23 protein-coding genes and 1 riboswitch are annotated in these 23136 nt (G+C 27.1%); of the genes, 18 read left to right on the forward strand and 5 right to left on the reverse strand.

The window, feature by feature from the left end; genetic code table 11:
• Nucleotides 1–169: 169 nt before the first annotated feature.
• Complete coding sequence (locus GFJ41_RS01775) at nucleotides 170–1765, forward strand: Na/Pi cotransporter family protein (protein ID WP_035117812.1); 1596 nt, start codon at nucleotides 170–172, stop codon at nucleotides 1763–1765.
• Between the two features lie 150 nt (nucleotides 1766–1915).
• Nucleotides 1916–2410 (forward strand): hypothetical protein, encoded by a 495-nt coding sequence (locus tag GFJ41_RS01780; protein ID WP_021428911.1) that lies wholly within the window; start codon nucleotides 1916–1918, stop codon nucleotides 2408–2410.
• Between the two features lie 30 nt (nucleotides 2411–2440).
• Here the strand turns inward: GFJ41_RS01780 and pdaA are convergent, their stop codons facing one another.
• Nucleotides 2441–3304, reverse strand: a complete 864-nt coding sequence (gene pdaA / locus GFJ41_RS01785) for a delta-lactam-biosynthetic de-N-acetylase (RefSeq protein WP_081949288.1) — start codon at nucleotides 3302–3304, stop codon at nucleotides 2441–2443.
• Between the two features lie 134 nt (nucleotides 3305–3438).
• Here pdaA and GFJ41_RS01790 point away from each other — a divergent pair, with 134 nt between their 5' ends.
• Nucleotides 3439–3942, forward strand: a complete 504-nt coding sequence (locus GFJ41_RS01790) for a hypothetical protein (protein ID WP_035117814.1) — start codon at nucleotides 3439–3441, stop codon at nucleotides 3940–3942.
• 36 nt (nucleotides 3943–3978) lie between these two features.
• Here the strand turns inward: GFJ41_RS01790 and GFJ41_RS01795 are convergent, their stop codons facing one another.
• Nucleotides 3979–4797, reverse strand: a complete 819-nt coding sequence (locus GFJ41_RS01795; protein ID WP_035117816.1) for a pyridoxamine kinase — start codon at nucleotides 4795–4797, stop codon at nucleotides 3979–3981.
• Between the two features lie 181 nt (nucleotides 4798–4978).
• On the opposite strand from GFJ41_RS01795, the gene GFJ41_RS01800 reads away from it, so the two are divergent.
• From GFJ41_RS01800 to GFJ41_RS01810, 3 genes are all read left to right on the forward strand, one after another.
• Entirely contained in the window at nucleotides 4979–5932 is a 954-nt protein-coding gene (locus tag GFJ41_RS01800) for a calcium/sodium antiporter (RefSeq protein WP_085281627.1), read from the forward strand.
• A 119-nt stretch (nucleotides 5933–6051) separates the two neighbouring features.
• On the forward strand, nucleotides 6052–7206 hold the full coding sequence (locus tag GFJ41_RS01805; RefSeq protein ID WP_035117820.1) for a double-cubane-cluster-containing anaerobic reductase: 1155 nt from the start codon (nucleotides 6052–6054) through the stop codon (nucleotides 7204–7206).
• Nucleotides 7207–7219: 13 nt separating this feature from the next.
• Nucleotides 7220–7978 carry an acyl-CoA dehydratase activase gene (locus GFJ41_RS01810; protein ID WP_035117822.1) on the forward strand — a complete coding sequence of 253 codons (759 nt, stop codon included), beginning with the start codon at nucleotides 7220–7222 and terminating at the stop codon, nucleotides 7976–7978.
• 28 nt (nucleotides 7979–8006) lie between these two features.
• Here the strand turns inward: GFJ41_RS01810 and nhaC are convergent, their stop codons facing one another.
• On the reverse strand, nucleotides 8007–9431 hold the full coding sequence (gene nhaC, locus GFJ41_RS01815) for a Na+/H+ antiporter NhaC (protein WP_170074451.1): 1425 nt from the start codon (nucleotides 9429–9431) through the stop codon (nucleotides 8007–8009).
• A gap of 125 nt (nucleotides 9432–9556) precedes the next feature.
• Nucleotides 9557–9728, reverse strand: a riboswitch (Lysine riboswitch).
• A 114-nt stretch (nucleotides 9729–9842) separates the two neighbouring features.
• Nucleotides 9843–11612, reverse strand: coding sequence for a peroxiredoxin (locus GFJ41_RS19010; protein WP_114542563.1), 1770 nt, complete (start codon nucleotides 11610–11612; stop codon nucleotides 9843–9845).
• 143 nt (nucleotides 11613–11755) lie between these two features.
• Here GFJ41_RS19010 and GFJ41_RS01825 point away from each other — a divergent pair, with 143 nt between their 5' ends.
• The 12 genes from GFJ41_RS01825 to GFJ41_RS01880 all read left to right on the forward strand — a co-directional run bounded on the left by GFJ41_RS01825 (nucleotide 11756) and on the right by GFJ41_RS01880 (nucleotide 22749).
• Nucleotides 11756–12082, forward strand: a complete 327-nt coding sequence (locus GFJ41_RS01825; protein ID WP_021432570.1) for a hypothetical protein — start codon at nucleotides 11756–11758, stop codon at nucleotides 12080–12082.
• Nucleotides 12083–12153: 71 nt separating this feature from the next.
• A complete protein-coding gene (locus GFJ41_RS01830; RefSeq protein WP_170074452.1) occupies nucleotides 12154–12957 on the forward strand; it encodes a protein phosphatase 2C domain-containing protein in 804 nt (267 codons plus the stop codon).
• Nucleotides 12958–13067: 110 nt separating this feature from the next.
• A complete protein-coding gene (locus GFJ41_RS01835; protein WP_035117831.1) occupies nucleotides 13068–14453 on the forward strand; it encodes a hypothetical protein in 1386 nt (461 codons plus the stop codon).
• 115 nt (nucleotides 14454–14568) lie between these two features.
• The gene (locus GFJ41_RS19015) at nucleotides 14569–15957 is read left to right on the forward strand and encodes a tetratricopeptide repeat protein (protein ID WP_085281632.1); all 1389 of its coding nucleotides are present in this window, start codon (nucleotides 14569–14571) and stop codon (nucleotides 15955–15957) included.
• A 250-nt stretch (nucleotides 15958–16207) separates the two neighbouring features.
• Nucleotides 16208–17182 (forward strand): WG repeat-containing protein, encoded by a 975-nt coding sequence (locus tag GFJ41_RS01845; protein ID WP_052169263.1) that lies wholly within the window; start codon nucleotides 16208–16210, stop codon nucleotides 17180–17182.
• Between the two features lie 113 nt (nucleotides 17183–17295).
• The gene (locus tag GFJ41_RS01850; protein WP_021432575.1) at nucleotides 17296–17670 is read left to right on the forward strand and encodes a CidA/LrgA family protein; all 375 of its coding nucleotides are present in this window, start codon (nucleotides 17296–17298) and stop codon (nucleotides 17668–17670) included.
• On the forward strand, nucleotides 17663–18355 hold the full coding sequence (locus GFJ41_RS01855) for an LrgB family protein (RefSeq protein ID WP_021429213.1): 693 nt from the start codon (nucleotides 17663–17665) through the stop codon (nucleotides 18353–18355). The genes GFJ41_RS01850 and GFJ41_RS01855 overlap by 8 nt, the downstream gene beginning before the upstream one ends.
• 36 nt (nucleotides 18356–18391) lie before the next feature.
• Nucleotides 18392–19258, forward strand: coding sequence for a YitT family protein (locus tag GFJ41_RS01860; RefSeq protein ID WP_035117833.1), 867 nt, complete (start codon nucleotides 18392–18394; stop codon nucleotides 19256–19258).
• A gap of 349 nt (nucleotides 19259–19607) precedes the next feature.
• On the forward strand, nucleotides 19608–20420 hold the full coding sequence (locus tag GFJ41_RS01865) for an MORN repeat-containing protein (RefSeq protein WP_035117835.1): 813 nt from the start codon (nucleotides 19608–19610) through the stop codon (nucleotides 20418–20420).
• Nucleotides 20421–20609: 189 nt separating this feature from the next.
• Nucleotides 20610–21611 carry a CAP domain-containing protein gene (locus GFJ41_RS01870; RefSeq protein ID WP_170074453.1) on the forward strand — a complete coding sequence of 334 codons (1002 nt, stop codon included), beginning with the start codon at nucleotides 20610–20612 and terminating at the stop codon, nucleotides 21609–21611.
• A gap of 26 nt (nucleotides 21612–21637) precedes the next feature.
• On the forward strand, nucleotides 21638–22333 hold the full coding sequence (locus GFJ41_RS01875) for a polysaccharide deacetylase family protein (protein ID WP_035117837.1): 696 nt from the start codon (nucleotides 21638–21640) through the stop codon (nucleotides 22331–22333).
• Between the two features lie 92 nt (nucleotides 22334–22425).
• Nucleotides 22426–22749 (forward strand): hypothetical protein, encoded by a 324-nt coding sequence (locus tag GFJ41_RS01880; protein WP_021429202.1) that lies wholly within the window; start codon nucleotides 22426–22428, stop codon nucleotides 22747–22749.
• Between the two features lie 14 nt (nucleotides 22750–22763).
• Here GFJ41_RS01880 and GFJ41_RS01885 read toward each other — a convergent pair whose 3' ends face one another.
• Entirely contained in the window at nucleotides 22764–22928 is a 165-nt protein-coding gene (locus tag GFJ41_RS01885) for a hypothetical protein (RefSeq protein ID WP_021429032.1), read from the reverse strand.
• Nucleotides 22929–23136 lie beyond the last annotated feature (208 nt).

Here is a 23136-nt window from a genome sequence, read left to right on the forward strand (position 1 = left end):
AAATGTTATTTTAATTATATATTTATCAAATTCTATTTTTCAATTCATGTAAAATAATGCAAAAAATATATAATTTATAAATTGTTAAAGTATATAAAATATAAAAAATTAACACAATAATAATTAGTCGCTTTATTTATATCAATTTAATTACAAAGGAGGTTTTAAATTGGATATAGCTATAAATTTAATTGGCGGATTAGGGCTATTTTTATATGGGATGAATTTAATGGGGAATGGTCTACAAAAGTCAGCTGGTGAGAAGTTAAAAAAAATTATAGGATTACTCACAAGTAATATATTTATGGGGGTTTTGGTTGGTACAGTTGTAACTGGAATTATACAAAGTAGTAGTGCAACTACGGTTATGGTAGTTGGATTTGTAAATGCAGGTATAATGAGTTTGACACAAGCAATAGGAGTAATAATGGGAGCTAATATAGGAACTACTATAACAGCTCAATTAGTATCATTTAACCTAGAAGGTTTAGCTCCAATAGCCTTAGGTATTGGTATTGTTCTATTTCTATTTACTAAAAAGGCAAAGATAAAAAATATTGCAGAAATATTAATTGGATTTGGGATATTATTTACAGGTATGGAGTTTATGAAAGATGCAGTAGGACCTTTAGCTGAGTATCAAGGATTTAGAGATGCGCTTGTATACTTTGGACAACACCAGTTTTTAGGTATTTTAGCTGGATTTGCTATTACTGGAATAGTTCAAAGTTCAAGTGCTTCTATGGGGATGTTAATAGCACTAGCTACTCAAGGGTTAATACCTATAACATCTGCACTTCCAATATTATATGGAGATAACATTGGGACTTGTGTGACATCTTTATTATCTAGTATAGGAGCTAATACAAATGCAAAAAGAGCAGCGGTAATGCATTTAACATTTAATATTATAGGAACATTACTATTTGTGTTAATTTTAAATAAGCCTATAGTTGCATTAGTAACGAGTATAAATCCTGGGGATGCAGCAAGACAAATAGCAAATGCACATACTTTATTTAATTTAATAAATGTTATAATTTTAATTCCTTTTGCTAAGTTTATAGTAAATATAGCAATTAAATTAGTACCAGATAAAGATGAAAAAGAAAGCAAAGAAACAAAATACTTAGATGAAAGAATGTTAGAAACACCGTCTATTGCACTTGGAAATGTTGTAAAAGAAATTGTAAGTATGGGAAATCAGGCGAAAGAAAGCTTACAAAACGCAATAAATTCATTTTTAGATCAAGATAATGAAAAAGCTCTTAAGTGTTTAGAGCAAGAAAAAAATATAAATAAATTACAAAAGCATATTTTAAACTATTTACTAAAATTATCCAAATGTCCACTGGATGATAACGAAAGAGAATTAGTTGATCTAATGTTTAACACTGTAAATGATATAGAAAGAATTGGAGATCATGCTGAAAATATTGCTGAATTAGCTCAATCATCTATGGATTCTAGTATAAACTTATCTAGTCAAAGTCAAACTGAAACTAAAGAAATATATGATAAAGTTTTACTTAGCATAGAGTATGCTATTAAAGCATTGCAAGAAAATGATCAAATTTTAGCTCAAAAAGTTTTGGAAATAGAAAATGAAGTAGATGCTATGGATAAAGCATTTAGATCAAATCATATGTCAAGATTAAATCAAAGTAAATGCAGTGTTGATTCTGGTGTTTTATATTTAGATTTGCTTAGCAACTTAGAAAGAATTGCAGACCATTCTTTAAATATTGCACAAAGAGTAATGTAAAAACAAGTAAGCTTAAATGCTTACTTGTTTTTTATTTTAAGGATATTATATTAAGTAAAAATTTATATATTTTAAATTGTACAGACATTAAACCTAAGATATGTTTAATATAATTTATAAAAGACTAATTATATCTTAGGAGGAATCAGCATGATAATAGATGCAATAGAAGTAAAAGTGAAGAAAAATGATGTGAAAAAATTTGAGAGAGATAATATACCATTAATGAGTAAAGTGGTCCAATTAAACCCTAGGATAAAAAATACAACTCTTAAGTACATAGAGCATAAAGTTATAACTTATGATATAGTTATTAAAATAAAAGGTAAGAATATATTTAAACAAGATATAAATAGGAGCAAAATTACAATGTTAGTAAATACTCATACTGGGTTTTCAAAATCTATAACTAAAGCTCCAGATACATACAAAGTAAATATATCTAAAAATAATATAAAAAAATCTGAAATGGATGAAATTCATATGCTAGAAAATATAAAAAATGAAATGATTAAAGTAATAAAAAATAATGTTATAAATAGTAAGTGTCATATACATGATATAAAAGTTTTAGACATTAAAAGTATATATAAGCCTTATTGGGTAGGAATATATAATGGAAAATCAGTATTACTAGAAGCATAAAAAAGAAAGCAGATATTAAAATATCTGCTTTTATTTATTTTCTAAAATTTTTAAATCCGTATTATTAGATGATTTTTTATTTGTAAGATGGTCTAAGCTTTTTATTGTATAACCTTCTTGTTCCCAATGAGTTAAAACATCATCTAATATGTCTGCATTTGTTTTAGAATTAGGATGAAGAAGTAGCACTGCTCCAGGATGAGTTCTAGAGAATATTTTTTCTTTAGCTTCTTCGTGACTAGGCTGTTTATCTTCATACCAGTCTACATAAGCAAAGCTCCAAAATATAGTGTCATAACCTAATTGCTGAGTATATTCAAGTGATTTTTCGCTGAATTTACCCATAGGAGGTCTAAAATATTTAGGCATTTCTTTTCCTGTGATTTCTTTATACCTATTTTCTACAGTTACAATTTCTTCTTTGAACTTATTAAAATCAGTTATACTAGCCATAGAAGGATGAGACTTTGAATGATTACAAACTAAATGTCCTTCTTCAGTCATTCTTTTTACCATTTCAGGATTTGATTTTAGGTAATGGTCTACTACGAAAAAAGCAGCAGGAGCATTATGTTTTTTTAAAGTATTTAGTATTTTTTCTGTATTTCCACTTTCATACCCTGCATCAAAACTCAAATATAATACCTTTTCATTTGGATCTCCTACATAGTAAGCATTATACTTTTTAAAAAATGAAGCTTCTTTAATAGGTGTAGGCTGTTTTCCGTCATTTCTTGGATTAAAGTACCAACTATATTCTCTAGTTGTTGGATCTGTATTCAGTATTTGAGTTTTAATTTTATCAAATAAATCAAGCTTACCACTAATTAAAAATCCTGAAATTATAAAAAATACAATTATAAAAAAGGAGTTTCTTTTTTTTGATTTTTTCATTTTATCACCTCTATAATTTAAACGTTAATTATATTTTTTACACATTATCCAAATATAATCTATGAAAAAATAGGATAAATAAATAAAAAATTAGGAAATAATATATTAAGATATGGAATTCAAAGGAGATAAATATGAAAAAGATAATAATAATATTTACTTTAATTATAGTTTTTATAAATATAAATATTAATGTATTTTGTAATGATAGCTATATAAATAATAAGTTAAATAAATTTATTGAAAATGATATAGAATCAAAGTATATAATAGCTTATATAGATCATAATCTTGTCAATATAGATGATATAAATATAAAGGAAAGAATTATAGAAAGAATAGTTGATTATAATGAAGTTAAATTAAACTTCTATCAATTAGAATTTGATAAAATGTATAAAAAAAACGTTAGAAATATGCAAACAAAACAAAATTTAAAATCAGAAATTAACATATTAAATGATGTTAATACTTATAATAATATATGCATGCACAGATTTAACTTTATAGACAATAAGCCAGATATAGTTAAAAGTTTAAAAGATATATACTTAAGTGGATATAAAATTGTATTAAAGGACAATAAATTTAAATTAAAAGTAAATCAAGAAATTTTAGAGTTAAAATATAAAAAATAGAAATTAAACCTAAACACTTAGATTAAGTGTTTAGGTTTAATTTGTAAGCTCATTTAAAAACATTTCAAACATAACTCCGTCATTTCTGTTTGTATCGAATTTAGATGTATATGAAATTACATTACTGATGAAGTTGTTAGCTTTTATAACGCTATTTTTTAATGAATGTCCATTTAATATCATACCGGCAAGAATAGACGTGAAGATATCGCCAGTACCACTATACGAAATATTATTAAATGGTGAAGATGTAAAATAAGCTTCATCTAAATTTTTATCAAATGATAAATTATAAATATAATCTTTAATTTTTATACCTGTAATAACAACTTTACTAGGACCTAAATTAGAAACTTGCTTTGCAATACGAACTAGATTGGATTTGTCTAAGTTGGTATTATTTAAATTTTCTCCAATTAGAATAAGCGCTTCTGTTAAGTTAGGTGTAACTATATCCGATTTCTGTACTAGGCTTTTTATTTTACTACACATTTCATTATCAAATATAGGGTATAAATCTCCGTCATCGCCCATTACAGGATCTACGATTACTAATGAGTCTTTATTATCATCTATAAATTTAGAGACTATATTAACTTGGTCCTTAGATCCTAAAAAACCACTATATATACAGTCAAAATGTATATTAAGGTTATTCCAAACATTTTTATATTTATTCATCTCGTTTGTCAAATCCAAAAATGAATACTCTGAAAATCCTGTTTGACTTGACAGTATGGCTGTTGGAAATGGGCAACATTGAACTTTTAAAGCTGAAAGTATTGGAATAGCTACAGTTAAAGAACATCTTCCTATACCAGATAAATCATGAATAGCGGCCACTTTTTTTAACATAAAACAAACTCCTTTAAATAAAAATATAACTATATATTACTATTAATGTTAATTAATTTATATAGATATATAAAATTAATTAATTGTATTAATACAATTAATTATCTACTAATTACTACATGTAATAAATATTAGTAGATATGGTTAATATAAATCTAAAAGAAAAAAGGAGTACAATTTTATGAAGTATGTAATACTTTTGATTGGATTTATATTACTTATAAAGTCTGCCGATTACTTTGTTGTTGGAGCATCCTCAATTGCAAAGGCATTAAATATACCCACTATAATAATAGGTCTAACCATAGTAGCCTTTGGGACAAGTGCTCCAGAAGCAGCAGTAAGTATTTCTGCAGCTATGAAAGGACAAAATGATATAGCTATAGCAAACGTAGTAGGATCCAATATATTTAATATACTATTTGTTTTAGGGATATCAGCAATTATAGCTCCTGTAAAGGTTCAAAAGACGACTATAATAAAAGAATTTCCATTTGCATTGTTAGCATCATTGGTTTTACTTATATTGTCTCACGATATAAAATTTCAAGGATACAATGAGAATGCACTTACAAGATCTGATGGTCTTATGTTGTTTGCATTGTTTTCTATATTTATGTATTACTTATTGGAAATGGCATTATCTTCAAAGGAAGAAATGGATGTTGAACAAGGAAGTTCTAGAGATCCTATAGCAAAAAGTATACTGTTAAGCATAGGTGGTATTATAGGTATTATAATAGGTGGGAATTTAGTTGTAGATAGTGCCACAAATATAGCTATAGATTTAGGAATGAGTGAAAACTTAGTTGGACTTACTATAGTTTCTATAGGAACATCATTACCTGAACTTGTAACTAGTGTTGTAGCTGCAAGAAAGGGTGAGAGCGACATTGCCATGGGGAATATTATAGGATCCAATATATTTAATATATTGTTTGTATTAGGAGCATCATCAATAATACATACTATACATGTACAACCTATCGTATTTGTAGATATGATTATTATGTTAATTGTTACCGGGATTACTTATGTATTTGCAATAAGTAAAAAACAAGTTAATAGATTTGAGGGTATAATTTTAACGGCAACATATATAGCATATATGATATTTATAATTATAAGACAATAGCAGTTATAGTTAAAAACTATATTTCGTATAAGAAGTATAGTTTTTAACTATTTTACATAAAAATACCAAATATGATAAAATTTGATATAAATCATTAAAATTGTTGGGGGAGAAATGATATGATATCGTTACCAGAAAAATTTGAAGAGTTTAGTGAAGCTAGAAGAAATGGATTTATAAAAGCTAAAGAATTAAAAGAGAGCGGGAAAAAATTAGTTGGAGTATTTTGTGCATTTACTCCAGTTGAGATACCAATGGCTGCAAAAGCTGTAACAGTTGGAGTTTGTGGGGTAAGTGAAGAACCAATAGCAGAAGCTGAAAAAATATTACCAAGAAATCTTTGTCCACTTATAAAATCAAGTTTTGGACATGCAATAACAGATACTTGTCCATATTTTTATTTTTCAGATTTATTAATAGCAGAAACTACATGTGATGGTAAAAAGAAAATGTATGAAGAACTAGCAAAAATTAAAGACTTACATTTAATGCAATTACCAAATAGTAAGATTGGGAAGCATTCATTTGACCTTTGGAAAAATGAAATAGTAGTTTTAAAGGAAGAAATAGAAAATAAGTTTGAAGTAAAAATAACTGATGATGATATAAGAGATGCTATAAAAGATAAAAATGAAGAGAGAAGATTATTAAAAGAGTTTTATGAACTAGGTAAATTAGTGCCACCACCAATGAATGGATTTGATATGCACCAAGTTTTATATAACTCAGGATTTAAATTTGATAGAGATGAATTAAAACAAAGCGTAAGGGATTTAACTGCATCTATAAAAGAAAAATATGAAAAAGGTGAAAGACCTGTAAGTGAAGATAAACCAAGGATACTTATAACAGGATGTCCAATAGGTGGAGTTAGTGAAAAAATAGTTAAAACTATAGAAGAAAGTGGTGCTGTAGTTGTTGCATATGAACTTTGTGGAGGAATTAGATCTAATGATGAGTTAGTTGATGAAAGTAATCCAGATCCAATAGATGCAATTGCTAAAAAATATATAAACATAGCTTGTTCATGCATGGTAAATAATGATGCAAGAATAGAGTTAATAGATAGACTTATGGATGAATATAAGATAGATGGGGTTATAGATGTTGTTCTTCAGGCTTGTCATACATTCAATGTAGAAAGTTATAGAATTAAACAATTTGTAAATAACGTTAAAAATAAACCGTATATGGCTATAGAAACAGATTATTCTAAATCTGATACAGAACAATTAAGAACTAGATTTGAAGCTTTTATAGAAATGATAGACTAAGTAGGTGGATTTTATGTACAGTATAGGTATAGACTCTGGATCTGTAGCAACAAAAGGTGTATTATTTGATGGAGAAAAAATAGTAAACAAAATTGTTATACCAACAGGGTGGAGTCCTAAGAATGCATCATTAGAAGTTTATGAAAAACTTGCTAATGATATAGAAAAAGATAAAATAAATAAAGTTGTAGGAACAGGATATGGAAGAGTGAGCATGGACTTTGTAGACAAAAAAGTTACGGAGATAACATGTCATGCAAAAGGAATACATTTTTTAAATAACAATATAAGGACAATATTAGATATTGGCGGACAAGATAGTAAAGTTATAAACTTAGATAATGATGGAAATGTATCTAATTTTATAATGAATGATAAATGTGCAGCGGGGACAGGTCGTTTTTTACAAGTTACATCTAATTTACTAGGAAGTGATGTAGAAAGCATTGATAAGTTAGCTAAGGATGCAATTCCACAAGATATATCAAGTATGTGTACTGTTTTTGCTGAATCAGAAATTATTAGTTTATTAGCAAAAAATATATCTAAAGAATCAATAGCGTCAGGAATATTACAATCTATAGCAAATAGATCTAAGTCTATGTTATCTAGAATTGATATATTAGATGATATTGCATTTACTGGAGGGGTTGCTAAAAGCAACGTTTTAGTAAATATGATAGAAAATAATTTAGGAAAGAAAATCTTTATAGCTGATGATACTCAAATAATAGGGGCACTAGGAGCTGCGATTATTGGATATAAAAAATAAAAAAGGATGGCTGATAGCCATCCTTTTATTATGCAATAGAACTTTCAAGTTCTTCTGAGTTTTCATCTGATAATTTTGTAATTCCGAATCCTGTAGCAGCTAACGTCAATGACATTAAAGGACATAGAAGATTAAAAAATGCAAATGGTAAAAATACAAATGATCCAACTCCAAGTGTAGCACTCATATATGCTCCACATGTATTCCAAGGAATAAGAGGAGATGTTATTGTTGCACTGTCTTCTAGAGAACGAGAAAGATTTTCTGGACAAAGACCTTGCTTTTTAAATGCTTCTCTGTACATACTTCCAGGCATTACTATTGCTAGATATTGATCAGCAACTGCTAAATTAGTTCCTATACATGTAAAGATAGTTGCAGACACTAAACCAAAAGTTCCTTTTGCAAATTTTAATATAGCAGAAGCTAGCGCTTCTAACATTCCAGTTTTTTCAAGTATTCCACCTGTAGTTAAAGCACATAACATAAGAGATACTGTACCTAACATACTATTAAGTCCACCGCGAGTTAATAGTTCGTCCACAAAGGCCATTCCACTATTTGATGTATATCCAACTTGAGCAACTTCTAAAACATCTTTAATTGAAGCACCTTGGAAAACTATAGCTACAAAACCTCCAAGTAAGGTACCTATAACAAGACCTGGAATAGCAGGAACTTTAAAGATAACCATTACTATAACCATTACAGGTATTAATAGTAATAATGGAGATAATGTATTATAATTTGAAGCTAAAGCTTGTTGTATTTGTAAAATTTGGCTATTATCTATAACTTGTCCTGCATATTTAAATCCAATTACAGCATATAGTATAAGAGCAATAACATATGCCGGAATAGTTGAATAAAGCATGTGCTTTATATGTGTAAATAAATTAGTGCCAGCCATAGCCGGAGCTAAGTTTGTTGTATCTGAAAGAGGAGACATTTTATCACCAAAGTATGCACCTGAGATAATAGCACCAGCTATTATTTCCTTAGGAATACCTAAAGCACTTCCTATACCTAAAAGGGCTATACCTATAGTACCGGCTGTAGTCCAAGAAGAACCTGTAGATATAGAAACTATAGAACATATAATAGTTGTAGCAACTAAAAATATTCCTGGAGAAAGTATGTTCAATCCCCAATATATCATACTTGGAACAACCCCTGAAATTATCCATGTACCAATTAACATACCAACAATTAATAAAATTATAATAGCTTGCATAGTAGAATTTATAGTTGATAATATACCTTCTTCAAGCTCTTTCCATGTAAATCCTAATTTAAATATTGCAACAAATCCACAGAAAACGCCACCTAAAACTAGGGGAATATGAGCTGAAAGTCCTAGTTTAGTTAAAGATATTGATAGTGTAAAAATTAAAAATCCTAAACATAGAAGTGAATCGCCAAGCGATGCCTGCCTTTTTTCTCTTTTTAACATAATTTAACCTCCAAATGGTGTATTGAGAATATAACGGGAATGGAGAATGATAATAAAAAAGGTCTAAGAATATTAAGAGATATTCCTAGACCTGAAATTATAATTTGAAAATATAATAACTTTAATCTAAAGATAGCCCTCCACATAAAGTGACAGTGTTATATATCTTATACATAACCCCAATATATAAGTTTTAAGCTTAACTTATATATTTCGGCATCATTACCTTTCCTATTAAATCTTAGGTGCTTTCCCTCAATAATAGTACTATTTAATAATGCAACCTCTACCATTAGTTATATTCTGTTTAAATTTATGTATTTAATTATAACATATTAAATGAAATTGTAAATATAAATTTAAATTTTATGAAAATAAAAAACAGTCTATCTTATTAAGATAGACTGTTTTTTAAATTAAAAAGTTTGGTCCATATGTTTCTTCTATCTCACGTCTTAATTCACTAGGGTTATTAATCCCATCACTCATTGCTTTGGCAAGGATATTTGCTTTATCATAAGGAGCCATCCAAGAGAAAATACCTCCAAGGCAGTTATCTATTACATACTGAGTTTTTATATAAATAGATAGCATATCGTCATAAGACATAGCAAATTCATCATCTCTTACTAAATATGGAGCTTGTGCCTCTTTATCAAACTTATATACATATCCATTTTTGTTTATAAAATCTTTTCTAAGTTGGTCAAAAGATTTCGTTATTGTAGCTCCCAATCTTCCATAGAAAGGAACTCCCATTAATATTTTTTCTGATGGCATTCCAGCTTCAATTAAATTATTAACCATAATATCTACACTATACCCAGGCAAAGAAAGTGGAGACTCATATAGGTTCGATTGATGCTTTTGACCTTGTGCACCTGTTTCACCAGCAGTAAAATCGTAGCTCATTAAATTGAAATAGTTAATTAAAGGAGCTATTTTGTTTATTTCTGCACTTTTATTTAGATATTCTCTTGTTCCAGTACCTGCAACACTTAACCACTTATCGGGTCCAATTACATCTCGAAGGGCTGTTAGTAAAAGTGTAAAATTTTCCCTATCTTCAGGTCTAGATTTGATACCTGCACCACTAGTTCCAGGGTATTCCCAATCTATATCTATTCCATCTAAGTCATATTGTTTTATAAGTGCATTTACTTGTCTAGCAAAATTATATCTAGAAGCTGGAGTCGCAGCAGCATCTGAAAATCCGTCTTGACCCCATCCACCTATTGCTGCAATTACCTGAAGGTCTGGATTATCTTTTCTAAGTGCAAGTAATTGACGTAAGTAACGTGGTGTTGGAACAAATAAAGTGCCATCAGGTTTAATTTCAACAAATGCATATATTACGAAATCAAGTAAAAATGCATCAACACTTGTAGGGTCTCCTAAAACGTATGTTCCAACTAATCTGTTTAAGTCAGGACAATTTGGATTAACTGGAATAACATTTGTAGGAGAATCTATTTGAGGTCTACCTTTAGAATTAGTTTTAGTATTATAATCTAACTTTTTATTATTAGGATCTTTATCATCTATAAAACATAGATACCAATCCATACAGCTTTTATTTTTGTCGCAACTCTTAATTCTTTCTTTTAATTCATTATAAGTTTTAGGAGGTGGCAAAATTACAGGCATTCCAGGAAGCCAGTCAGCAGGTGTTAAAACATTATGTTCATCTGAAGTTTGAAGAGCATCTATTATTCTAACTATTTCAGGAATGTTTCTTCCTGTAGTTAAAGGATAATATAATATTGTTCTTAAAATTTGATTTGGATCAATTATAAAAACAGATCTAACAGTAGATGTATCGCTCATTTGTTCTGAAATCATTCCATATAATCTAGATATTTCCATTTTTCTATCATCTATTACAGGAAATGGAATTTCAATACCTGTATGCAAAAATATATTGTATAGCCAAGCTAAATGAGAGCTGTTGCTATCAACGCTAAGACCTATAAGTTCAGTATTTCTTTTTTTAAAATTAGAATAATATTTTGCAAAACATAAAAATTCTGTTGTACATACTGGTGTAAAATCACCAGGATGAGAAAATAATACAACCCATTTACCTTTATAATCAGATAGCTTGATAGGTCCTTGAGTTGTATTTGCGCTGAAATTAGGTGCTTTAGTACCTAAGTTAGGAAGACATGGCAAATAAATCACTCCTTTGTAAAGTTATTCTTAATATTTAATTTATTAATTATAACTGGTTAATGTTACTAATAAGAATTGCTATTTTAATACAAATTTGTTATATTTATTATATTAGAACTATGTATTATTTGTTGTAATTAGGGGGCATAAACATGAAAAGTAGCCGAAAAAATAAAAAAGTGGCAAGAATTACTAGAACATTTTCAGACATTTCGAGAATTTTTGTATTATCATCTGTAATATCTGTAAGCATTATTAGTGTTTTAATTTTGGTAAATGCTTTTAATGGGATATTCATAGGATTTAGATATTATATTATGTTAACTATGGCTATGGTTTTAACACTAACACCATGCTGGGTTTTATGTGATAGCAAGAGAATATTTGGTGCTAGAACTCAAAGACGAAAGCAAGTTGTTAAACCAGCTAAAAGATCTACTAGAAGTAGAGAGTCAATTAGAAAAAGAAAAATATCTTAAAAAGTACAGGGTACACTGTACTTTTTTTTATGTTCACTAATATAATAAATAGTAAGTTAAGGGGGGGTTGGATGAAATACGATATATTTTCAAGCAGTACGGTTGGATACAAAAACAAGCTTAAAAATAAAGGGTCACAGGATTACTTAATTCACAAAAAATTGGAAAATGGAGTGATCTGTGCAATAGGTGATGGACATGGAATAAGAAGATGTAAATATAGTTATAAAGGTTCAGAATTTGCATGTAATGCATGTATTGATATATTAACGGATTTGTACAATAATATAAAGAATTTAGATGGAGATAATTTAGAAACAGGTATTAAAGAATTAAAAGAAAATAAAAGTATAGAAAAAAGTATTCAAAAAAAATGGAGAGAATATGTTATAGATCACTTTAAAACTAAAATTCCAAATGTTTATGATATAGATTATGTACTTTACGGAACTACCCTTATAGGTGTTTTAGTAACAAACAACATTAAACTATACTTGCAAATAGGAGATGGAAACATCGTTGAATATGATAACGAGTTTAATTTAGTGGAGTATACAAAAGAAAGTAAGGTAAAAGGGGTTTTGAATTCTATGTATTTAGATGATGCTTACAAGTATATAGATTTAAAAATAGAAAAAGTTAATAAATTGGATGTTGATTCCATAGTGTTGTTTTCAGATGGATTTACAAATAGCTTTAGAACTTATAAAGATTTAGATGATAATTTGAAGTATACTATAAACCAGTATAGAAAAAATGTATTCACTAAATATAATTTAAAAAAAACATACAAAAAATATTTAGAAACTTTATCAACTAATAATAGTAAGGATGATATAAGTATAGTTTTTATATTACAAACAACATTGAAATAATATGTTGTTTTTTTGATATAAACTAGAAAATATAGTTAATACTAGATATATATGGTATAATTAATAGTAAAACATTTATATTGCTGTTAAAGGAAGGTAAGAGATTGATTATGAAAGGTTTTTTTGAAAAAATAGTAGAATTTATAGATAGAAACAATAAAATAATAATAAAATCTGCATTGACTGTTTTAGGCATAATTTTGATAGGAATATTTATAATGTTTACTGCTGATAATTTTAGCGTAGGTAGTGAAAGTAATAAACTTGTAGGGTACATAGAAAAAAGAAACTACTCAGAGGCAATATCGTACTATGATAAAATTAAAGAAGAGTTTTCTGACACTAAAATGAATAGACTTAGTAAAAGCTTATCTAAGAAAGTAAATAAAATACTTGTAACATATGGAGATAAATATATAAAAGGTGAGATAGGTAAGGATTACTTTATTTCGCTAATAAATATAATTAACGAATTAGATACAGTTTACATAGATACCGATAGTATAATTAATCAAGCCAAACGAGTAAATGATTTATATTTACAAGAAAAAATAAGCTACAATACAGCAATGGGATATATACAAGCAGTATCAACATTAAAGATATCAAAAAATGAGATATATGTATATGCAAAAAAAATAGATGTCATAGAAGATTCAAGGAAGGTTTATAACGAAGGTGTAGAAAATCAAAACAAAAAAATGTACAAAGAGGCTATTGAAGATTTTGATAAAGTTATAACTGATGATAAAAGATACTATGAATTGGCTCAGGATAAAAAAGAAGAATGTATAAAAGAAATGTATGATTATTATGTAGAGATGGCAAAAACAGAAAATAAAAATGGAAATTATCAAAAAGCTTTAGAATACATAGATTATCTAAAGCAATATTACTTAGATGATGACGAGTTAGACGCATTGTCTTCAGAGTTTGAGAAGAACTTAGAAATGTATAATATGACTAATGAAGAAGTAATACAGTTAATATCTAAAAAAAGTGGAATAGACGTAGCAGATTTAAAAGCTAATATATTCCAACAAATGTTAAATGGTAGTAAATACTATTATGCTGAAACATTTGTTGGTAAAGATAAAATAGATGAATTTTTAATTGACCCTAGAAATAAAAAGGTATACTCATATCTAGATGAACAAAAATCGTATAACAATAGATATGGAGATGGACACTGGAGAGCAGCATCAAATGGAACTGTAGAGTTTACTATAAGCAAAAGCACAGCTCAAAGTATCTTAGAAAAGAAATTAAGTGAAAAAAATGAAAAGTTTAAATATGTAACTATTGAAGACAAAGAAAAATCATTAAAATATGTAGATAAACCAGAAGTTGTTAATAAATTTATTGGAAAGAAAAATGATATATATTATTATGCTGTAGTAAATAGAGGATTCTTTAAATCTAAAGAAGTTTATCTAATAAATCCATACTCAAAAGAAATTTATAAAGTGGATGAAAATAGTGTAAATAAAGTTTAATAAAAGCGTGAATTCACGCTTTTATTTTTTATATTTAGATTTTGTAAAAAAATGTATACTTTTGACTAATTTGATTTAATATGGTATTTTAATAGTATGATATTTTTGAGAGAGGGTGATTATTATTTTAAGGTTAAATATAGAAAACGATATAAAAAATCTACATAAAAAAATAATTGATATATCGTTAATAAGTGAAGATAGCAATGATACTACTTTTTTTAACATAGATGATGAAGAAATACATGAAACTTTAAAAACGCTTAAAAAAACGTATGTAACAAGTAATAGTAAAGATGAAACTATACTAAACTTAAAACATAAAACTAAAAAACAAAAAAAAGATACTAGAGAATTAAAATTAGAATCTTATAAAAAGTATAATGAAGCATTAAATATGATTCAAAGAAAATTTATGACTAGTGCTATTGATATAATAGAAGAAGCATTAGAATTAAATCCTAAAGATGTAGACATTTTAAATTTAAAAGGTCTATTGAAACTTTTAAAATGTAACTTTGATGAAGCATTTGAAAGTTTTTATAAAAGTTCATGTTATGATAATAATGAATTAGCTAAGAAGTATGTAAATATATTAAGCTCAGAAGAATTTAATATATTTTTAAGTAGATATAATCATGCTGTAAGATTTGTAAATAATGAATTATACCAAGAAAGTATACAAATACTTGAAAATATAAGAACGGAAGAACCTGAACTTATAGAGCCTTATTTACTTTTACACTTAATATATGAAAAATTAGGTGATAATGAAAAAGCTAATGAGTATATGGATAAGTTAAGAGAAGTTGATAAAGATAACTTATTATTTGAAAAAGATATTGTAAAAACTCCTAAAAAAGAAGAAGAAAAGAAAGAAGCTCCAAAAAAACAGAAAAGTCACATGCCATTATATACATTAATAGCTGTATTAGTATTAGCAATTGGGGCCTTATACTTAAACAATAAGAAAAAGATGAATCATCTTAATGATCAAGTAGCTGCAAAAGAAGAAAAGTTAACAGAAACAAGTGAAAAGCTAGATAAAACAAAAGATGAGTTAAAAGAAGTTAAAACGGAAACTGATAAGACAAAAGAAGAACAAGCTAAATCTGAAGTTATAGTTGGAGATGAAGAAGAACTTTTCAACCAAGCTATGGACCTTAAAAAAGAAGGGAAAAATGAAGAGGCTATAAAATATTTAGAATTAGTAGTTAAAAATGGTAAAACAAAGAAATATATATCAGAAGCTATATACCAATTAGCTCAATTAAATGAAAAAACTAAACATAATGAAGAAGCTATAAAATATTATAAAAAATATGTAAATACGTATAAGCCATCAGATAATTATTATGATGACAGTTATTACAATATGGGTATGCTTTATTATAAGCAAGGAGATTTAGAAAAGGCTCAACAAACATTCTATAGTTTAAGAGCTGAAGACCCAGATAGTATGTATAATAACTCACAAGTAGAATCAATATTAAAAGAAAGATAAGAGTGCTATGCACTCTTTTTTTTATTTAAATAAATTATATTTAGTAAAAATTTAGAAAACTGACAGTCTTATTTATATAGAAAACAATTTTGATATGAAAAGTCTAAAGAAAATAATTACGGTATTTATGTAATAAGAGCATTAAATTTTATAAATTATTTATTTATATTTGAAAATTAGTATAGGAAATTAAAAAATATAATATTAATTATTAGAGAAGTGTTAATAATTAAAAAAAAGGAGGTAATATATGCCAACTAAAAAATTGTTTCTTCCTATACTAAGAGATGGAAAGTATGGTTTTATAGATAAAAATAATAACATAGTTATAAAACCAAAATTTAAATATGTATCAGAACGATTTAGAGATGGGTATTGTATTGTAACGTATATTAAACGCATTGGAAAGTCGGTTAGATGGGTTTTTGGATACATGGATGAAAGTGGGTATAATAATATATTTTTACATTTGGATAGTGCATCGGATTTTAGTGAAGGATTATCGAGAGTTAAGATTGATGGAAAATACGGTTTTTTTGATAAAGGTTTAAACCAAGTTATAGACATAAAATTTGAAGCTGCATCAAATTTTAGTGAGGAAATGGCATCAGTGAAAATAAATAAACGATGGGGTTACATAAATAAGAAAGGAGAAGTTATAATAGAACCTACATTTAGCTATGTAAATCAATTTAAAGAAGGTATATCTTTAGTTGAGACTAAGAATAAATACGGTTATATAGACAAAACTGGAGAGTTTATTATAAAGCCTAAATTTGATATAGCTAATGATTTTTCACAAGGATTGGCAGGGGTAAGGCTAAATGACAAATGGGGTTATGTCAATAAAGATGGAGAACAAATAATAGATTTTAAATTTGATAGAGCCAAATCATTTAGTGAAGGGCTAGCTCCTATATGTATAAATGATAAATGGGGATATGTAAATACCTCTGGTGAAATCGTTATCGAACCTATATTTGACTATGCTTGTGAATTTAATGATGGTTTAGCAAGATTTAATATAGGCTCAAATGCACTTACTAGGGGTATGAGTATACCCAAAGGAGGTCTATGGGGATTTTTAAATAAAGAAGGAAAAATAAAAATACTTCCTACCTTAAAATCAGTTTCAGATTTTGAAAATGGATATGCACAGATAATTGATGGAGATAACAATAACTATATAGATAAAAATGGGGAAATTTTGATAAAATTAGGGTAAAACATACTAAAATTAGGTTTGAAAAAATAAACATATAGTAGTAATATATATATGGAAGTTAAAGGGGGTAGGAAATATCCCTTTAATTTTACAAAAAAAAGAGGAGAAGATAAATGAAATTACTAAGACAACTGGCTCTAATACTAGCTATATGGGCTGTAGGAGAATACATTAGTTCATTTTTATCAAATATAATTATTATACCTGGAAGTATAATAGGAATGGTTATATTATTTGTACTCTTAAAATCTAAAATTATAAAAGTCGAATCTATAGAAGAACTTGGAAACTTCTTTTTAGATAACATGGCTATCTTTTTCGTGCCTGCAGGGGTGTCTCTTATCAATTCACTAGATTTAATTGGTTCAAATATTATAGTTTTAGCTGCTACAATAATAATTAGTACTACTTTAGTTATGGTTATAACTGCTATCGTTGTTGAAAAAATGATAGAAATTAAGAGCAAGAAAGGACAAGGAAATGTATAACGTATTACAGACACCTATATTTGGAATTGTAGTATCTATAGTATTTTACAGTATAGGAGTGTATATTCAGAAGAAAACAAAATTAGCTGTATTCAACCCTTTGTTACTAGCTATTTTAGGAATAATATTATTTTTAAAGTTAAGTCATATTTCATATGAAAGCTATAAAATAGGAGGAGATACTATAAACTTTTTCTTATCACCTGTAACTATAGTATTAGCAATACCTCTATATAAACAATATGATTTATTAAAGAAACATTTACATGAAATTATAATAGGAATAACAACAGGTGTTTTAGTTTCATTTGCAAGTATTGTAGTCATAAGTAGGTTAACAAATTCTAATAAATTAATAATGGACTCATTATTAGGTAAATCTATAACTACACCTATGGGAATTTCTTTAACTTCTACATTAGGAGGAATTGAGTCTGTAACTATTGTTGCTATAATTTTAACGGGTATAGTAGGAGCTATGATAGCTACACCTATATTTAAATTTATAAACACTAAGCATCCAGTGTCAAAAGGTATTGCATTAGGAACAGCATCACATGCTCTAGGAACTACTAAAGCTTTAGAATTAGGAGAAATTGAAGGGGCAATGAGCGGATTAGCTATAGGGATATCAGGAACAATAACGGTAATACTAATACCTATACTAATAAACTTTTTAAAATAATATTATACATTAACTGATTTTGAAGGGAGAATTATAATGAGTCAGGTTAACAACACATTAGAAGAAAACATCGCGCTTAGATACCTAGTTATAATACTTGGAATAACTATTTCCTCGATAGGAATAAATGGATTTTTAAAACCAGCACACTTACTAGGTGGAGGGGTTGCTGGATTATCAGTTGCATTAAACTTTGTAACTCATATGAATATAGGGGTATTATCATTTTTAATTAACATACCTATATTTATATTAGGATTTATTTTCTTGGAAAAAGAATTTTGTATAACGAGTTTAATCAACATGATTTTATTTTCTTTTATATTAGGTATAACTCAAAATATAGGGCACTATATACCTGTAAATGATGTATTACTACAAACTGTATACGGAGGTATACTAGGTGGAGTAGGATTAGGAATCGTATTTAAAGCTAAGTCATCATTAGGTGGAACAGATATAATAGCAGCCATTTTGAAAGTAAAGAAAAATATTGCGATGAAAGATACTGGGCTTTTCATGAACTTTTTAATAGTTTGTATCGGAGCTAGCTTATTTGGATTAGAACTAGCTATGTACACTTTAATTGCAATGTTTCTAAATGTATATTCTATGAATATAGTAAAAGATATGATGAATAATCAAAAATCAGTGATGCTAATTTCTAGTAAAAGTGAAGAAATTGCTAAATGTATAATGAAAGATCTTATAAGAGGGGTTACGTTAATAGAAGCTGAGGGGGCTTACACTCATGAGAAAAAACAAATAATATACTGTATAGTTTCTTCTAATGAGATTCCTAAGATTAAAGAGATAGCATTAGAACATGATAAAAAAGCATTTATATCAGTAAATGATGTAAATGAAGTTAAAGGTAGAGGATTTAAAGAAAAATATTTATAAATTATGTATAAAAAATAAAAATAAAGATAAAATAGATTATGTGATGTATAGAATCATCACTTAACAATATCTAGATTTGTTTAATTCGGGTTGACTATAAAATATATACATAATAGTTTCTACAGTGTAAATTTTTATTTGTACGTAAAAAATTTAGAGCGGATTACTAGAAAAAATTAAATTAAGATCGAAAAATAAAACAAAGAGTATGCGTTTTTGCGTGTTCTTTGTTTTATTTTGTTTATTTAAAAGACTAAAATTTAGTGAAACTATAGAAAAAAAGTAGAATTTTAATATATAATAATATTAAACATGAAAAAATGTAATTTGGAAGTGGTGGGGTAGTTATATGAATGCAGAAGTAAATAACAAAGACTTAATAGAAATATACAAAAAAACTGTACATAACATAGAAAAAGAAGTTAAGCGTATAAGTTTTTTTAATAAGTTTAGATTAAAAAAATCATCGCACTGCAAACAAGAGGTACTAGCATTAGAAAATGGGCAAGGCATACATGTACCTAATACAGATAATTTTGGTGAAAAAGCTTCCGGTAGAATACATACATTCTATAATGGAGATAAATATATAGGCAAATTAATAGATGGACAAATGACAGGAAAAGGAACATATATTTTTTTACAAGATGATGGAAGTGAACTTGAATATGTAGGCGATTTTAAAGATGATATGAAAAATGGAAATGGAGTATGTGAATTACCTAATAAGTGCTTGTATATAGGTCAATGGAAAGATGATGTAATGGAAGGTATAGGAAAAATGATTTATTCAAGTGATGATGAATATTTAGGTAATTGGAAACATGGTAAAAAAGAAGGGCATGGGATATATACATGGAAAGATAGTGGTATGTATATAGGTGAGTTTAAACATGGCAAAATGGAAGGAATAGGAACTTGTTATGATTATAATGGATTTATAATATATGAAGGCGAGTTTAAGAATAATTTACCTCATGGTCAAGGTGTTTACACATGGCCAGATAATAAAAGATACGTAGGTGAATTTAAACACGGTAAAAGACATGGATTTGGAACTTTTTATATAAATGATGAAATATCTTATCAAGGAAATTGGAAGTTTGATAAGCCAAGTATTTTTAACAAAAGTTTAGATGAACTTATCTCAAGTATAAAATAGACTAGCAGATTTAGAGGCTAGTCTATTTTTTCGTTTAAGTAAATTATAATCAATGAAATAGCTTGCATAGTTTACAAAGTAAAAATAAATTTTATGATTACTTTATTTGCTAAAGAAGAATATAAATATAAATAAATGTATATAATTAAAAAACGTTACAAATAGTTATTATAACGAGGAAGTGATTGTTTGAAAAAATTATTATATTTAATGATATTTATATTAACGATATGTATATTTATAGATAAAACCAAGATTGATTTTGATTTGAATTTTAAACAAAATGAAGAAGTTAGAGATACAAGTCAAAATGAAGATGTAAAAGCTGTTGTATCTTTAAATGACACGAGCATAAAAAGATATATGGAAATTAAAATTGGAGATACAGAAGAAAGCGTAATAAACAAAATTGGAAATCCTAATAGAAAAGATATAAGTGAGTATGGCTTTGATTGGTATGTATACAACAATGTTAAAAACAATTTTTCTATGGTAGGAATAAAAAATCAAAAAGTAGTAGCTCTTTATAGCAACTCTATAGACTCATCTGATATAAATGGAATAAAACTCGGAGATAGTATTGATTTTACTAGAGAAAATCATAAATCAATAGAATATAAGAAAAAAGGAAATACTAAATTTATGATTGATTCTAGAGATCAATTTGATATTTTTATAGAAGATAATAAATATATTACTGTATTTTATGATTTATACAATGAAAGTAAAGTTACATCATATCAAGTTATAGACAAGTATATTGAAGAAAGTTCAAAAGATATTTACCCTAAATATAGTGAGGAGTTAAAACTTAGTTTTGAAAAACAAACTATAGACCTTATAAATAGTGTTAGAGATAGAGAAAATTTAAATAGATTAAGTTTTGACTCTAAAGCTAGTGTTAGTGCGCTAAAACATAGCGAGGATATGAGAGACAAAAACTATTTTGATCATGAAAATAAAAAAGGACAAAGTCCTTTTGATAGAATGAAAAAAGAACACATAAGATACAGCTTAGCTGGTGAAAATATAGCTGCAGGGCAAATAAATGCTATTTATGCTCATGAGGCATTAATGAACTCTATAGGGCATAGAAAAAATATTTTAGGTGACTATAAAAATATAGGAGTAGGAGTTAGTTTTGGAGGACATTATAAATTATATTACACTCAAAACTTTTTTAGTGAATAATTGACATAATGAAAGGAAGTACAAAAATGAAAAATAAAAAATTTAGACTGTACTCAATAATTTTAATAGCTGCATTTTTTATGATATCTATTACTCAAGTATCATTTTGTGAAAAAAATGAAGAAGTATTTATAAAAAACGGGCCTAGGGATAAAAAATATTTAGCTATAACTTTTGATGATGGCCCTCACCCAAAAGAAACTGATGAAGTTTTAGATGTATTGAAAAAGCACGATGTAAAAGCTACTTTTTTTATAGCTGGAAAACACGCAAATTGGTATAGTAAACCTCTTATTAGAGCTAGCAAAGAAGGTCATGAGATAGGAAATCACACTTTTAATCATCCTGATATTTCAAACTTATCAAATGATCAATTAGAAAAAGAAATTTTAAAATGCGAGGAAATAATAGTTAAAATGACTGGCAAAAAGCCAACTTTATTTAGACCTCCATATGGAAGTTTTAAAAAGGAAGAGTTAGCTAAAATAGCAGAAAAACACGGATATAAAGTTGTATTATGGGATCATGTAGATGCAAAGGATTGGAAAAATCCAGGAGCTAATAATATAGCAAATGAAATAATAAATAATGTTGAAAATGGAGATATAATTTTACTTCATGATTATGCTACAAATAACACTGTAGAAGCTCTAGATATATTTATACCTGAAATGCAAAAAAGAGGTTATAAATTTGTAACCGTGTCAGAACTTTATGAATAAAATAAATTTAATATAAAAAATTAAAAATTGATTCACTTTTTTAGAAATTTTAATATTATATAATAAGACTATTTCTAAAAAGGATGAAGTGTATGTATAACAAAGTATTTGAAAAAAAAGAATTCATTATATTTCAAGTTAAAGAAGGTTATATAGCTTATAACACTAAGAAAACATTTGAAGAAGGACATACACATTTAAAAAACTTTAACGCAGCTAAAAAGGCTATAGACTTAGTCATAAATAAAAAGATACCAAAAAGCACAAATGCATATTATCTAACTAGTTTAATCAGGTTAACTAATGATGATAAATACGTTGACAAGATAAATGAACTTATAGAAACTAGAAGTAAAAAAGGAAAGAAAGAAAAATATTATAACGTAGGTTATAGATGGAGTAAAAGGAGCTGTTAAGCTCCTTTTTTAATTTATCTAACTTTAGAAAAGTTTAAATTGATTTCTTTATTTTCATATATTATTAAAGATGATATGCCTTGTCTGTCATAAGATTTCATAGTCTTTAAGGCTTCTTTTTTAGACATAGGTGAAGATATTGATTTTGTATCAGATCTTATTATAATATATTTATTCATTGCAAAGCCTCCTGATAATGTATAAATTAGTAAGTATATCAATACTAGTTTTTGATTAAGCAAAATAAATATACTCAACATATTACCAATAATTTCACCAAAAACGACTATATTGACATGGATTTCTTAACAAAGATATAATTAACTTGTAAGAAAAATAAAAAAAATAAAAAATAAATAAATTTTATGAAGTTTGTTGAGATGGAGG

It is taken from the genome of Paraclostridium dentum (genome assembly GCF_012922555.1).
GTDB classification, from domain to species: domain Bacteria; phylum Bacillota; class Clostridia; order Peptostreptococcales; family Peptostreptococcaceae; genus Paraclostridium; species Paraclostridium dentum.

Coding starts and splice junctions, on each gene's coding strand:
- GFJ41_RS01780 (WP_021428911.1), top strand. CDS start 1,916: ATGATAATAGATGCAATAGAAGTAAAAGTGAAGAAAAATGATGTGAAA.
- pdaA (WP_081949288.1), bottom strand. CDS start 3,304: ATGAAAAAATCAAAAAAAAGAAACTCCTTTTTTATAATTGTATTTTTT.
- GFJ41_RS01790 (WP_035117814.1), top strand. CDS start 3,439: ATGAAAAAGATAATAATAATATTTACTTTAATTATAGTTTTTATAAAT.
- GFJ41_RS01795 (WP_035117816.1), bottom strand. CDS start 4,797: ATGTTAAAAAAAGTGGCCGCTATTCATGATTTATCTGGTATAGGAAGA.
- GFJ41_RS01800 (WP_085281627.1), top strand. CDS start 4,979: ATGAAGTATGTAATACTTTTGATTGGATTTATATTACTTATAAAGTCT.
- GFJ41_RS01805 (WP_035117820.1), top strand. CDS start 6,052: ATGATATCGTTACCAGAAAAATTTGAAGAGTTTAGTGAAGCTAGAAGA.
- GFJ41_RS01810 (WP_035117822.1), top strand. CDS start 7,220: ATGTACAGTATAGGTATAGACTCTGGATCTGTAGCAACAAAAGGTGTA.
- nhaC (WP_170074451.1), bottom strand. CDS start 9,431: ATGTTAAAAAGAGAAAAAAGGCAGGCATCGCTTGGCGATTCACTTCTA.
- GFJ41_RS01825 (WP_021432570.1), top strand. CDS start 11,756: ATGAAAAGTAGCCGAAAAAATAAAAAAGTGGCAAGAATTACTAGAACA.
- GFJ41_RS01830 (WP_170074452.1), top strand. CDS start 12,154: ATGAAATACGATATATTTTCAAGCAGTACGGTTGGATACAAAAACAAG.
- GFJ41_RS01835 (WP_035117831.1), top strand. CDS start 13,068: ATGAAAGGTTTTTTTGAAAAAATAGTAGAATTTATAGATAGAAACAAT.
- GFJ41_RS01845 (WP_052169263.1), top strand. CDS start 16,208: ATGCCAACTAAAAAATTGTTTCTTCCTATACTAAGAGATGGAAAGTAT.
- GFJ41_RS01850 (WP_021432575.1), top strand. CDS start 17,296: ATGAAATTACTAAGACAACTGGCTCTAATACTAGCTATATGGGCTGTA.
- GFJ41_RS01855 (WP_021429213.1), top strand. CDS start 17,663: ATGTATAACGTATTACAGACACCTATATTTGGAATTGTAGTATCTATA.
- GFJ41_RS01860 (WP_035117833.1), top strand. CDS start 18,392: ATGAGTCAGGTTAACAACACATTAGAAGAAAACATCGCGCTTAGATAC.
- GFJ41_RS01865 (WP_035117835.1), top strand. CDS start 19,608: ATGAATGCAGAAGTAAATAACAAAGACTTAATAGAAATATACAAAAAA.
- GFJ41_RS01875 (WP_035117837.1), top strand. CDS start 21,638: ATGAAAAATAAAAAATTTAGACTGTACTCAATAATTTTAATAGCTGCA.
- GFJ41_RS01880 (WP_021429202.1), top strand. CDS start 22,426: ATGTATAACAAAGTATTTGAAAAAAAAGAATTCATTATATTTCAAGTT.
- GFJ41_RS01885 (WP_021429032.1), bottom strand. CDS start 22,928: ATGAATAAATATATTATAATAAGATCTGATACAAAATCAATATCTTCA.